The 13453-nt window shown below is 62.8% G+C and carries 11 protein-coding genes; 7 read left to right on the forward strand and 4 right to left on the reverse strand.

Annotated elements, in window-relative coordinates; all coding sequences use genetic code 11:
* The first annotated feature begins 55 nt into the window (after positions 1-55).
* Positions 56-1183, forward strand: coding sequence for a peptide chain release factor 2 (prfB, locus tag QF092_RS03440; RefSeq protein WP_281467663.1), 1128 nt, complete (start codon positions 56-58; stop codon positions 1181-1183).
* A 72-nt stretch (positions 1184-1255) separates the two neighbouring features.
* Complete coding sequence (locus QF092_RS03445) at positions 1256-2038, forward strand: DUF2189 domain-containing protein (protein ID WP_281467665.1); 783 nt, start codon at positions 1256-1258, stop codon at positions 2036-2038.
* A 51-nt stretch (positions 2039-2089) separates the two neighbouring features.
* Here the strand turns inward: QF092_RS03445 and QF092_RS03450 are convergent, their stop codons facing one another.
* The 4 genes from QF092_RS03450 to QF092_RS03465 all read right to left on the reverse strand — a co-directional run bounded on the left by QF092_RS03450 (position 2090) and on the right by QF092_RS03465 (position 5397).
* Complete coding sequence (locus tag QF092_RS03450) at positions 2090-2611, reverse strand: bactofilin family protein (RefSeq protein ID WP_281467667.1); 522 nt, start codon at positions 2609-2611, stop codon at positions 2090-2092.
* Complete coding sequence (locus QF092_RS03455; protein WP_281467669.1) at positions 2601-3941, reverse strand: M23 family metallopeptidase; 1341 nt, start codon at positions 3939-3941, stop codon at positions 2601-2603. Before QF092_RS03455 ends, QF092_RS03450 begins: the two co-directional genes overlap by 11 nt.
* 179 nt (positions 3942-4120) lie before the next feature.
* Complete coding sequence (locus QF092_RS03460) at positions 4121-4936, reverse strand: ferritin-like domain-containing protein (RefSeq protein ID WP_281467671.1); 816 nt, start codon at positions 4934-4936, stop codon at positions 4121-4123.
* Complete coding sequence (locus QF092_RS03465; protein ID WP_281467673.1) at positions 4936-5397, reverse strand: peroxiredoxin; 462 nt, start codon at positions 5395-5397, stop codon at positions 4936-4938. The genes QF092_RS03460 and QF092_RS03465 overlap by 1 nt, the downstream gene beginning before the upstream one ends.
* A 197-nt stretch (positions 5398-5594) precedes the next feature.
* Here QF092_RS03465 and QF092_RS03470 point away from each other — a divergent pair, with 197 nt between their 5' ends.
* The 5 genes from QF092_RS03470 (at position 5595) to lpdA (ending at position 13376) form a co-directional block, all read left to right on the forward strand.
* The gene (locus QF092_RS03470; protein ID WP_281467675.1) at positions 5595-8882 is read left to right on the forward strand and encodes a hypothetical protein; all 3288 of its coding nucleotides are present in this window, start codon (positions 5595-5597) and stop codon (positions 8880-8882) included.
* Positions 8879-9913 (forward strand): tRNA preQ1(34) S-adenosylmethionine ribosyltransferase-isomerase QueA, encoded by a 1035-nt coding sequence (queA, locus tag QF092_RS03475; RefSeq protein WP_281467677.1) that lies wholly within the window; start codon positions 8879-8881, stop codon positions 9911-9913. Before QF092_RS03470 ends, queA begins: the two co-directional genes overlap by 4 nt.
* Before the next feature lie 90 nt (positions 9914-10003).
* Positions 10004-11224, forward strand: a complete 1221-nt coding sequence (locus QF092_RS03480; RefSeq protein WP_281467679.1) for an MFS transporter — start codon at positions 10004-10006, stop codon at positions 11222-11224.
* 82 nt (positions 11225-11306) lie between these two features.
* Entirely contained in the window at positions 11307-11903 is a 597-nt protein-coding gene (locus QF092_RS03485; RefSeq protein ID WP_281467681.1) for a DUF924 family protein, read from the forward strand.
* 78 nt (positions 11904-11981) lie between these two features.
* Entirely contained in the window at positions 11982-13376 is a 1395-nt protein-coding gene (lpdA, locus tag QF092_RS03490) for a dihydrolipoyl dehydrogenase (RefSeq protein ID WP_281467684.1), read from the forward strand.
* Positions 13377-13453 lie beyond the last annotated feature (77 nt).

Genomic DNA, 13453 nt, shown 5'->3' on the forward strand with positions numbered 1-13453 from the left:
CGACACCGCCTCAGGCTATCACCCGCCCCCATAACCACCACAGGAACGACCGCAAATGCGCGCCGAAACGCAGAACAATGTCGATGCGATCACCAAATCGCTGAAACTGCTTGCGCAACGGATGGATTGGGAAACCGCCCCCCATCGGTTGGAAGAATTCGACGCCATGATCGAGGCGCCGGATCTGTGGAATGATCCTGCCAAGGCGCAGAAACTGATGCGGGAGCGGCAAGCATTGCTGGATGCCGTGTCGACCTATCGCATGATCGACAGCGGGCTGCGTGACAATGTCGAACTGATCGAACTGGGCGAGGCCGAGGGGGATCAGGAGATCGTCACCGAGGCCGAGGCCGCCCTTAAGTCGCTGGTCGAAGTGGCGGCGGCGAAGGAACTTGAAGCGTTGCTGGATGGCGAAGCGGATGGCAACGACACCTTCCTTGAAATCAACGCGGGTGCGGGTGGCACCGAAAGCTGCGACTGGGCCTCGATGCTGGCGCGGATGTATGTCCGCTGGGCAGAGAAGAAGGGCTACAAGGTCGAACTCCAATCCGAAACCGCGGGCGAAGAGGCAGGCATCCGCTCTGCCGCCTATAAGATTTCGGGGCAGAACGCCTATGGCTGGCTGAAATCGGAATCGGGCGTGCATCGACTGGTTCGCATCTCGCCCTACGATTCCGCCGCACGGCGGCACACGTCTTTCTGTTCCGTCTGGGTCTATCCCGTGGTGGATGAGAATATCGAAATCGTCGTCCCCGAAAGCGAGATCCGGATCGACACCTATCGGTCGTCGGGCGCGGGCGGGCAGCACGTGAACACCACCGACTCGGCCGTGCGGATCACGCACCTGCCCACCGGCATCGTCGTGACCTCTTCGATGAAGTCGCAGCACCAGAACCGCGAGATTGCGATGAACGCGCTGAAATCGCGGCTTTATCAGATGGAGTTGGATCGCCGGAACGCCGAGATCAACGCCCAGCACGCCGCCAAAGGCGAGGCGGGCTGGGGCAACCAGATCCGGTCCTATGTTCTGCAACCCTATCAGATGGTGAAGGATTTGCGGACGGGGGTGGAAACCTCGGACACGCAAGGGGTGCTGGATGGCGACCTTGACCGCTTCATGGCGGCGACGCTGGCGATGGATGTCGCGGGCAAGTCGCGCGCCGAGGCGAATGCCGACGAATAATCCTTCCCGGAAAAAACATCTTTGAACCCCCGTGCCGACAGGGCTAGCCTTGTCTCAAAACGGGAGGGAACGATGACCGATCAGACAGGCACGCCGCCCGCGGCGCTGCCGGAACTCCTTGAACCTGATATCAGCGACCTGCGCTTTGCGCTGCGCGAGGGGTGGCGCGATTTCATCGCGCAGCCGCTTTATGGGGCCTTTTTTGCGGCTGTCTATGTGGCAGGTGGTTGGCTTTTGATCTTGGCCTTCACGATCAAGGGGCAGGTCTGGTGGACCTTGCCCGCAGCGGCGGGCTTTCCCATTCTTGGCCCTTTCATCGCCTGCGGATTTTACGAGATCAGCCGTCGGCGCGAGGCGGGCGAGGGAATGGATTTCGCCGCCATCCTTGGCGCGATCATGCGGCAGAAGGATCGCCAGATTCCGTCCATGGCGGCGGTGATCGTGGTGTTTTTCCTGTTCTGGAATTTCCTGTCGCACATGATCTTTGCGCTGTTTCTGGGCAAGACGACGATGGTGAATGTGTCATCCTCCATCGCGATTTTCCTGACGCCTGAGGGTTTGGCGATGCTGGCCTTCGGAACGGTGGTCGGGGCGGTCTTTGCCACGGTGCTTTATGCATTGACCGTGGTCAGCCTGCCGATGCTTCTGGATCGGGAGGTGGATTTCATGACGGCGATGCTGACCTCTTTCGCCTTGGTGCGTGACAATCCGGTGGTGATGCTGGGCTGGGGGGCCTTTATCGCGACGATCCTATTCGTCGCGATGCTGCCGGGGTTTTTCGGCCTTTTCATCGCCTTGCCCGTGCTTGGCCATGCGACATGGCATCTTTATCGTCGCACGGTGACCTGGCAGTGAATGAAAAAGGGCGCCCGCGATGGGCGCCCTGATATTTCAACTGCTGTCAGATCACAGCTCGTCAGGCTTTGGCGTCGGGGCTGCGGCGGGTGCCGCAGCGGTCGGGGCAGGGGTGGTGCGGCCTTGCGCCAGCGGGTCTTCCTGACGCTGCACCGATCCTTCGAAATGCGCGCCGCTTTCGATGGCGATGGTCTTGTGGATGATGTCGCCTTCGACCCGCGCGGTCGAGGTGAGGCGGACCTTCAGGCCGCGCACCCGCCCGATCACCCGGCCATTGACCACGATGTCATCGGCCACGATCTCACCCCGGATGGTGGCGCTTTCGCCGACGGTCAGAAGATGGGCGCGGATGTCACCTTCGACCGTACCTTCGACCTGAATATCGCCCGTGGTGCGCAGATTGCCCACGACCGTCAGGTCCGACGACAGGACCGAGGCCGAAGCCTTGCCCTTGGGGGAAGACGGGACGAAATCGCTGCTGGGTTTGGTCACGCTGCTGGCCTCCGGTGCCTTGGGCTTTTCTGCCTCGGCCTGCTTGGGGCCCGGCTCATTGATTCGGCTCTTAGAAAACATCTCGCGCTGCCTTTATGAAGGTCATCGGGTTGATTGCTTCGCCGCCGATCCGGATCTCATAATGAAGATGCGTCCCGGTCGAGCGTCCTGAATTGCCCATATCACCGATCCTGTCGCCGCGCGATACCCGATCGCCCACGTCTACGCGGATTTGCGACATATGGGCGTAGCGGGTTTCGATCCCGAACTCATGCCGGATCTTGACCAGTCGACCATAGCCGGATTCCCAGCCGGCAAAGGTGACGACGCCATCGGCTGTGGCAAGGATGGGGCTGCCATAGGCGCCGGCCAGATCCTGCCCTTCATGCCGCCGCCAGCCGCGACCAAAAGGGTCGTTCCGGCCGCCGAAACCGCTGGTGAAGCGGACGGGCGTGCTCACGGGCATGGCGAAGGGCGTCTTGAAGGCCGCGATGCGATACATGTTCATCCGGTCAAGGCCTTGCAGGATGGCATTGGCCCGCGCGGCCTCGGGCGTGACACGCGCACCAGAGGTGGACATGGAAATGGGCGACAAGGGCCCACCGGTGCCGGAATAGCCCTTCCGCACCGCGCTTAGCAGATCGTCGGGCGACAGACCCGCATCGCGGAACATGTTATCCAGCGGTTCGACCGATACGGTGACCGCCTCTTCGAGCTTGGCGAAAATCTCGTCATTCTGGCGTTCGATCGCGCGCTTTTCGGCGATGACGCTTTCCACGCGTTCGGCCGATTTCTCGGCGGCGGCTTCCATCAGGTCGCGTTCCTGTGCCGCTGATCCCAAGGCATCGGTCAGGATGGCGAGTGTATCGGCAACATCCTTTTCCCGCCCTTCATCTGTCCGGGCCGACCCTGTGCTGGCGGCCAAGGCAAGGCTGGCCTCGTCGGCCTGCGCGCGGGCTTCGTCGCGTTCCAGAATCGTGCGCCGAAGGGTGGATTGAATGACGTCGATGCCCGTTTCAAGTTCCCGCCGCCGATCTTCAGAGGCCAGCAGCCGCGATTGCATCTGCGCCACCTGCGCCAGCGCGAGGTTGAACCGTTCTTGCGCCCGTGCCGCCTCTTCGGCGCGCAGGTCACGGTCTGCCGATAGGGCGTTCAGCCGTTCTTCATACATCGCTTGCTGGCGCTGCGATTGTTCGCGCGACGACCCGGCACCGATGGAATCCATCATCAGGACGGCGGTCGCAACGATGGTCCAAGCCACGAACATGGCCCCGCCCGTCATGGCGATCAGCTGGGTCGTTGGCCTTAGGCGGATGAATCGCGTTTCGGCATCGGATTTCAGAAAGAGGCGTTGTTCAGGAATGTAACGCTCTAGGGTAGCGTTGATCCGGTAGGCGACACGCGTCAGCACTTGGCAGGGTTCCGTACGTTGCTAAAGGGGACGGGCGAAAGGCTCCCAAGCGGAGATGGGACGTTGTTAGCCAGCCGCCGCCACCCCCGCAACCGATATGACCACAGCCCCGTCTAGCCTGCCGGATTTCTGCGCATCGTCGGCAAAATCCTGCCGATAAACCCGGCAAAGCCGTGCCGTCAGATCGCCGCATCCTCGGTCAGGGGCCAATAGAAATCGGGCGGCAAGCCCGCCTCGGCCCGCTTTTCTTCGTTGAAAGGGGGTTTCAACGTGCTGTGGAAATAGGTGCGCACCAGATCGTGGAAGACCTCTTTCGGGTCCAGCCCCTGACGCCCGCACAGCCAGTTGAACCATTTCGACCCATAGGCGACATGGCCAACCTCTTCGGCATAGATCGTTTCAAGCGCGGCGATGGGGCCATCCTCGCCCGCCTTGCGGAAGATGTCGATCATGCCGGGGGTGACATCCAGCCCCCGCGCCTCGAGCACCATCGGCACCACCGCCAGACGTCCCAAAAGATCGCCCGCGGTGTCTTCGGCCGCACGCCACATGCCCGCATGGGCGGGAAGCGCGCCGTAATGGCTGCCCATCGCCTCAAGGCAATCGCAGATCAGGTTGAAATGCTTGGCCTCTTCATCCGCCGCTTTCACCCAGTCGTCATAGAACCCCAAGGGCATCGGATGGTCGGTGAAGCGGGCGATGATGTCCCAATGCAGATCGACAGCGTTAAGTTCGATATGCCCCACCGCATGGAGGAGCGCGATACGCCCGGCGGGCGTTCCCGGCCGCCGCCGCGGCACGTCGCGCGGCGGCAGAAGATCGGGCTTGTCTGGCCGGGAGGGGCGCAAGGGAGGATCGGCCCGCCCAATGGGCAAAGGCGACCCCGCCGCCCGCGCGGCGAACCAGGCGGCGGCATGGCGACGTCCCAGCGCGGTCTTCGCGCGCCCATCGGCGGTGGTCAGAACCTCCACCGCCATTTCGGCCAGTGTCTGCATCACAGCGCCTTGGCCGTCGCGAGCACCTCATCGGCATGGCCCTTGACAGAGACCTTGTTCCAGACCCGCGCCACCTTGCCCGCGCCGTCGATCAGGACGGTGGTGCGTTCCACGCCCATATAGGTTTTGCCATACATGCTTTTCTCGACCCAGACGCCGTAGTCTTCGCAGGTATGCCCCGCCTCGTCAGAGGCGAGGATCACGCCTAGCCCGTGCTTTTTGCAGAACTTGTCATGCGCTTTCACGCTGTCCTTGCTGACGCCGATCACGGTGGTGTCTGCGGCGGTGAATTCAGCCAGACGGGCGGTGAAATCCTGCGCTTCCAGCGTGCAGCCGGGGGTGTCATCCTTGGGGTAGAAATAGAGAACCACCTTCCCGGGGCGGAAACTTGACAGGGTAACGGTCGTGCCGCCGTCGCGCGGCAGGGTGAAATCGGGGGCGTTTGCGCCTTCGGCAATCATGTGCGGCTCCTTGCCTTTTGAAGATCAACCCTTTGCGTTCTAGTTGCCTTCGGGGGAAGATAAAGGCAATCCCGGCGACATCAGGGCTTTGCGCCGGAAAGCGTGGAATCGGGGCAAGAGTGACGGAAGGCGCAAGCGAAAGCGGGATCCCGCCCAAGGCGGATGGGGACAGCGGCATATCCGCTGCCCCGGCCTCCGTGAAGCGGCCCCGCAGACGGCGCACGGGTCTTATCGCCCTCTTGTCCTTTCTTTTCGTCATCTTCGCGGGCCTTGGCGGCGCGATTTATGTGACCGGGGGCAAACTGCGCCTGCCCATCTGGATGGTGGCCGAAGCAGAGGCGCGGCTAAATGCCGGGCTGTCCCAGACGCAGCCCGGTATTGCGCTGGCTATAGGCGGGGTTCAAATCGGCTTTGACAAGGACGGCATTCCGCAATTGGCCATCGAAGATGCGCGGCTGTTGCATCGTCATGGCGCACCGCTTCTTGTTTTGCCCGAGGCGCGGATCAGGCTGGATGGCGCGGCGCTTTTGCAAGGCGAGCTGCGCCCCCTTCGTCTGACGGTTATCGGGGCCAATCTGTCGCTGACCCGCCGGGCCGATGGATCGCTTGATCTGTCGCTGGGCGGCGACACCACGCCCGAATTCGCCGGTTTGGCCGAGGTTTTTGCAGGCCTAGATACGCTGCTGTCGGACCCGGCCCTTGCCAGCCTGCGCGGGATCGAGGCGGATGCCCTGACCCTTACCTTTACCGACCTTCCCAGTGGCCATGTCTGGAACCTGGGCGATGGCCGCTTCAGGATCGACAATCGGGCGGATGAATTGCGGGCCGAGATTGGTGTCACGCTGCTGGGTCAGGATGGCAATCCGGCACAGGCGCAGGTGACGGCCATCGCGCGCAAGGGCGCGGCCGAGGCGCGGCTGTCCGCCACGGTGGACCGTGTGCCTTCGGGGGATCTTGCGGCGCTTCTGCCGCCGCTCGCCCCCCTTGCGGTGATCGATGCGGCGATATCCGGCAGTCTTGCCGCCACATTGACCGCGCCCGGCATCACCGCGCTTGAGGCAAAGCTTGATATCGGGGCAGGTGCGCTGCGGCCGACCGAGGCGTCGGTTCCCATCGCCTTTGACCGGGCAGGGATGCAGATCGCCTATGATCCGGCGCGCGGTCGGGTCAACCTGACGCGCTTTGACGTGGAAAGCACCACGTTGCGATTGGCGGCCACAGGGCACAGCTATCTCACCGATGCGGCGGGAACGATCCTGACCGGCCCCTTGGGCACCCGCCTGCCAGACAGTTTTCTGACCCAAATCCATATCGACGGCATGCAGGTCGATCCGGCGGGGCTGTTCAAGCAGCCCGTGCGTTTCACCGAAGGGGCCATCGATCTGCGTTTGTCGCTTAACCCGTTCCGCATCGATATCGGTCAGGTCGCGCTGGTCGAGGCGGATCGCCGCCTTTCGGCGCGGGGCATGATCGGGGCGGATGCCGGGGGCTGGACCGCGGCTGTTGACCTTGCGCTGGACCGGATCGGTCATGCCGATCTGCTTGCCCTGTGGCCGGTCAATCTGGTGGTCAACACGCGCAACTGGCTGGAACAGAACGTGCTGGAAGGCACGTTGACGGATGTGAAGGGGGCGCTGCGCATCGCGCCGGGCAAGGAACCGATCCTGTCGATGGGCTATGATTTCCGCGCCGCCGATGTGCGATTCATCCGCACCCTGCCGCCCATCCGCGACGCCGATGGCTATGCCACGATCGAAGGCCAGACCTATACCATGGTTGTCAGCCGTGGGTCGGTCACGCCCCCGCTGGGTGGGGTGATCGACATGGCGGGTTCGGTCTTTTCCGTGCTCGACATCACCAAGCGGCCAGCGCAGGCCGAGGTGATCCTGCGCACCTCTTCCACCTTGACCGCCGCCTTGTCGCTCTTGGACGAACCGCCTTTCGGGTTTCTGACGAAGGCGGGGCGTCCGGTCGATCTGGGGCAGGGGCAGGCGATGCTGGATGCGACGCTGCGTTTCCCCTTGCTGCCGAAGATTCAGGCGGGGGATGTGTCCTTTCGCGTCAATGGCGAGGTGCGCGACTTCGCTTCGGACAAGCTGATCGTCGACAAGACTGTCACTGCGCCTTTCCTTTCGCTTTCGGCCGATCCGCGCGGGCTGCGTGTGTCGGGGCCGGGGCAGGTGGGCAAAGTGCCCTTTGACGTCACCTTCCTGCAACCATTCGGCGCGGATGGCCCGCCCGCCAGCATCGAAGGCACGGTCGAACTGTCGCGGGCGACGATTGAGGAGTTCAACCTTGGCCTGCCCGAGGCGCTTGCCTCTGGCACCGGGCAGGCCATGGTGACCATATCGCTGCCCAAGGGCGAAGCGCCGCGCCTCACGTTGGTGTCCGATCTGTCGCGTCTGACCCTGTCCTTGCCGGGGACGGGGTGGCGCAAATCCCCCGCTCAGACCGGGCGGTTGGACCTTCAGGCCACGCTAGCCCGCCCCGCCCGCGTGGATCGGCTGTCGATAACGGCACCCGGCCTCGTGGCCGAGGGCAGCATCACCCTGACGCCGCAGGGGGGGCTTTCCGTCGCACGGTTTGACCGCGTCCAATTGGATGACTGGTTGGATGGGGTGGTCGAGGTTGCCGGTCGTGGGGCCGGACGGTCGGTGGCCGTGACCGTGCTTGACGGCCGGGCCGACCTGCGCCGCAAACCCGAAGATACCGGCGCTGGCGGGGGGGCCACCCCTGATCTTCCGCTGGTCTTCAATCTGCAACGCTTGCAGGTGACGGATTCGATTACCCTGACGCGCTTTCGTGGCGAGTTCACGTCGCGCGGGGGCTTTAGCGGGCGGTTTTCGGCGCTGGTGAATGATGGGGCTGCCGTTACGGGAACCGTCGTTCCCAGTGCGAATGGCAGCGCCTTTCGCATCCGGTCGGAAAATGCCGGGGGCGTTCTGGCCTCGGCGGGGGTTTTCGCATCGGCGCGGGGCGGGCAACTTGACCTGATGCTGCGCCCACGTGGCACCGATGGCCGCTATGATGGCCGGGCCGAGATTGGCGGTATCCGCGTCGTGGATGCACCGATTCTTGCTGAACTTTTGAATGCGGTCTCTGTCGTTGGGATCATTGAACAGCTGAATGGCGAAGGGCTTCTCTTTTCCGAAGCGCAGGCGGATTTCCTGCTGACCCCTGCAGCGGTTGAGATTCGGCGCGGGTCGGCGGTCGGGGCATCGCTTGGTGTGACGATGGCCGGGGTCTATGGCACGGCAAATCGGGAACTGGCCTTGCAAGGGGTGGTGTCGCCCATCTACATGCTTAACGGCATCGGATCGGTGCTGACCCGGCGCGGCGAAGGGCTTTTCGGTTTCAACTACGAGTTGCGTGGAACGGCAGATCGGGCGCAGGTGTCGGTCAATCCGCTGTCGATCCTCACACCGGGGATGTTCCGCGAGCTTTTCCGCGGTGACCCGCCCAGACTTGGAAACCCTGACGGATGAAACTTTCGGATTTCGATTTTCACCTGCCGGAAGAGCTGATCGCGACCCGGCCTGCACGTCCGCGCACCCATGCGCGCCTGTTGCTGGCCGAAGGCGACACGATCGCGGATCGCCATGTCTATGACCTGCCGTCCATTTTTCGCCCCGGTGACCGGCTGATCCTGAACAATACCAAGGTCATTCCCGCCCGTCTGACGGGCCACCGGACGCGCGGCGATGCGGTGGCCAAGGTGGAGATCACGCTTCTTGAACCCGCCGCCGAGGGGTGGCGCGCGCTGGCCAAACCCCTGCGCAAGGTAAATGAAGGAGAGGTCATCGTCTTTTCCGACCGTCTTTCTGCCACGGTGGCCGAAAAGGGCGAAACCGACCTGCGCCTGACCTTCAACCTGACGGGCGACGATTTTGATGCCGCTTTGGCCGAGGCGGGGGCCATGCCCTTGCCGCCCTATATCGCGGCAAAGCGCGCGCCCGACGCGCAGGATGCCACGGATTACCAGACGGTCTTTGCCCGCCATGCCGGGGCTGTGGCGGCCCCTACGGCATCCTTGCATTTTGACGAACCGCTTTTGCGGTCACTGGCCGCGATGGGCGTGGATTTCACCGAAGTCACCCTGCATGTCGGGGCGGGAACCTTTCTTCCGGTCAAGGTCGATGACGTGACGACCCACAAGATGCATGCCGAATGGGGCCAGATCACCCCCGGCGCGGCGGCCGAGATCAATGCCACGAAACAGGCCGGGGGGCGCATTATCCCGGTGGGGACAACCGCGCTGCGCCTGATCGAATCCGCGGCGCGCGAGGATGGCGCGATGCAGCCATGGACGGGGCCGACCGATATCTTCATCTATCCCGGTTACCGCTTCCGGGTGACCGATGCCCTGATGACCAATTTCCATCTGCCCAAGAGCACGCTGATGATGCTGGTCTCTGCCCTGATGGGGCCAGAGCGCATCCGGCGCATCTATGCCCATGCCGTGGAAAGCCGCTATCGGTTTTTCAGTTATGGCGATTCTTCGCTGCTGATCCCCTGACGGGCGCGTGATAGCCCGCGTCGTATTCCTTCCTTGGTTTTGCGGTGCGGGTGCTATGCTTTTGGATGTCAGCTTGTCCGGTGCCGCCCCATGATCCCCGTCATCACTACCTCTTGGCCGCTGCTTCTGGGCGTGATGCTCTTGATGGTGGGGAACGGCATCCAAGGCACCCTTCTGGGCATCCGGGGGGCGATTGAGGGGTTTTCGACTTACGAGATTTCCATCGTCATGTCGGCCTATTTCGCGGGCTTCCTTGTCGGGTCGAAAGTGGCCCCTTCCTTGATCCGCAAGGTGGGGCATGTCCGTGTCTTCGCGGCGCTTGGCTCGCTGATTTCGGCGGTGCTGGTGGTGTATCCGGTGGCGGCGGATTGGATTGTGTGGACGGCGCTGCGCGTCCTGATCGGGTTTTGCTTTTCGGGCATCTATATCACCGCCGAAAGCTGGCTGAACAACGCCGCCACGAACGAAACCCGGGGGCAGGCGCTTTCGGCCTATATGATCGTGCAGATGGTGGGGATCATCGCCAGTCAGGCCATCCTGAACGTGGGCGATCCGTCGGGCTTCGTTCTGTTCGTGATCCCGTCTGTCCTTGTGTCGCTGGCCTTCATGCCGATCCTTCTGGCTCCCACGCCTGCGCCCATGTTCGAATCCACCAAGCCGCTGTCCTTCCGCGAGCTTTTCCGCATTTCGCCCTTGGGATGTGCGGGGATGCTTTTGACCGGGGGCGTGTTCTCGGCGATGTTCGGGATGGCCTCTGTTTGGGGCGCGATGGAGGGGCTTTCGGTCCGCGAAATCTCTATCTTCGTCGGCGCGCTTTATGTGGGCGGCCTTGTGCTGCAATACCCGATTGGTTGGCTGTCGGACCGGATGGATCGCCGCCTTCTGATCACCTCGCTTTCGGGGATCGCTGCGGTTTCGATGCTGTTGGCGGGGCTGTTTGATCTGCCCTTCTATGCCTATCTGGGCGCGGCGCTCATGCTGGGGGGCATCACCAACCCGGTCTATGCGCTGCTGATTGCCTATACCAACGACTTCCTGTCGAAGGACGACATGGCCGCTGCCAGCGCCGGGATGATCTTTCTGAACGGCTTTGGTGCGATTTTCGGCCCGCTGGTCACGGGTTGGTTGATGCAGCAGGTGGGGCCGGGCGGGTTCTTTCTGTTCATCTCGGTGCTGTTTGCCGGGCTGACGGGTTATGCCGTCTGGCGGATGACGCGCCGCGCCGCGCCGGAAAGCACCGCGCCGTCGCCCTTCATCGTTCCGACGGCCTCTTCGGTGGCGGCAACAGCCGTTATCGAAAAGGATCTCTGAAACAACCGACGGTGGAGGATGCGCAGTTGCGCCCGCCTCCTATACCTGCGACGGTTGCGACTTGAACAGGGAAGGAAACCCCATGTCGGACCCGGTCGAACTGCTCGATTTCTGGCTGGGGGAGATTGGCCCAGAGGGCTGGTATGCCGGCGGGGATGAGATCGATACGATCTGCCGCGAGCGGTTCGAGGACCTTTGGCAGGCGGCCCGCAATGGCCATCTTGATCATTGGATCGACGGCACCGCCCCGACGCTGGCCTTCGTGATCCTGACAGATCAATTGCCGCGCAACATGTTTCGCGGCAAGGCGGCGAGTTTTGCCACCGATTCCCGCGCCCTTGCCGCCGCGCGCCGCGCTGTCGAAATGGGTTGGGACATGGGGGCACCAGAACCGGAGCGGCAATTCTTCTATATGCCTTTTGAGCATTCCGAAGACCCCGTCGATCAATCGCTTGCCGTGAAACTGATGGAAGAACGCCTTCCGTCCGACCCTGACATGGCGCTGCATGCCCGCGTGCATCAATATGTGATCGCGCGCTTTGGCCGTTTTCCGGGCCGCAATCAGACCATGGGGCGTTTCAGCACGCCGGAAGAACAGGATTGGCTGGATTCCGGCGGCTATGGTGCCGAAGTGCGCCGCATGAAGGATGGCATGGACAGCCATGCATCAGGCGCATAGGCCCCCGGCGCTGCCTTCGTTGCTTGGGTGCGGAAAATAGTTTAAGGCCAAACCAATTTCTGTGAGGGAGGAAATCCGATGGCCGCAGCCTATGATGTGATCGTGATCGGTGCCGGTCCGGGTGGCTATGTCGCTGCAATCCGCGCGGCACAACTTGGCCTGAAGGTCGTGATCGTGGAACGCGAACATCTGGGCGGCATCTGCCTGAACTGGGGCTGCATCCCGACAAAGGCGCTGCTGCGGTCGGCCGAGGTGTTCCACCTCATGCATCGCGCCAAGGAATTCGGCCTGAAGGCAGACGGCATCGGCTATGATCTGCCCGCCGTCGTCGCCCGTTCACGCGGGGTGGCGAAACAACTGTCTTCTGGCATCGGCCATCTGATGAAGAAGAACAAGATTGCCGTCGTGATGGGGCAGGCCACCGTCACCGGCAAGGGCAAGGTGACGGTCAAAACGGATAAGGGTGCCGAAGACCTGACCGCGCCGCATATCATCCTTGCCACCGGGGCGCGTGCGCGCGAATTGCCGGGGCTTGAGGCGGATGGCGATCTGGTCTGGACCTATAAGCACGCGCTGCAACCCAAACGCATGCCCAAAAAGCTGCTGGTGATCGGATCAGGTGCAATCGGCATCGAATTCGCCAGCTTCTTCAACACGCTGGGTGCCGATACGACGGTGGTAGAGGTGATGGACCGCATCCTTCCGGTGGAAGATGCCGAGATCAGCGCCTTCGCCAAGAAGCAATTCGTCAAGCAGGGGATGAAAATCCTTGAAAAGGCGGGGGTCAAAAAGCTTGACCGCAAGCCGGGCGTGGGTGTCACCGCCCATATCGAAATGGGCGGCAAGATCGAAACCCATGAATTCGACACGGTGATTTCCGCCGTGGGCATCGTCGGGAATGTCGAAAATCTGGGGCTTGAGGCGCTGGGTGTGAAAATCGACCGCACCCATGTGGTGACCGATGAATATTGCCGCACCGGGGTGGATGGGCTTTACGCGATTGGCGACATCGCCGGGGCACCTTGGCTTGCCCATAAGGCCAGCCATGAGGGCGTCATGGTGGCCGAGTTGATTGCGGGTGGCCATCCGCATCCGATCAAGCCCAATTCCATCGCGGGTTGCACCTATTGCCACCCGCAGGTGGCCAGCGTCGGCCTGACCGAGGCGAAGGCGAAAGAGGCGGGCTATGACATCAAGGTTGGCCGTTTCCCCTTTATCGGCAATGGCAAGGCCATCGCCCTTGGTGAATCCGAAGGCATGATCAAGACCGTCTTCGACGCCAAGACAGGCGAGCTTTTGGGCGCGCATATGGTGGGGGCCGAGGTGACCGAGCTTATTCAGGGCTATGTCGTGGGCCGATCGCTGGAAACCACCGAGGAAGACCTGATGAACACCGTCTTCCCGCATCCGACCCTGTCCGAGATGATGCACGAAGCGGTGCTTGACGCCTACGGCCGCGCGCTGCACTTCTGAGGCGGCACCCGGACGGGCCGGGGCAGGGGGGCTGTCTGCCCCCCACGGGCCGCTGCGCGACCCTTCCCCCCGAGAGT

Origin of the sequence: Fuscovulum ytuae (assembly GCF_029953595.1) — a bacterium.
GTDB lineage: Bacteria > Pseudomonadota > Alphaproteobacteria > Rhodobacterales > Rhodobacteraceae > Paragemmobacter > Paragemmobacter ytuae.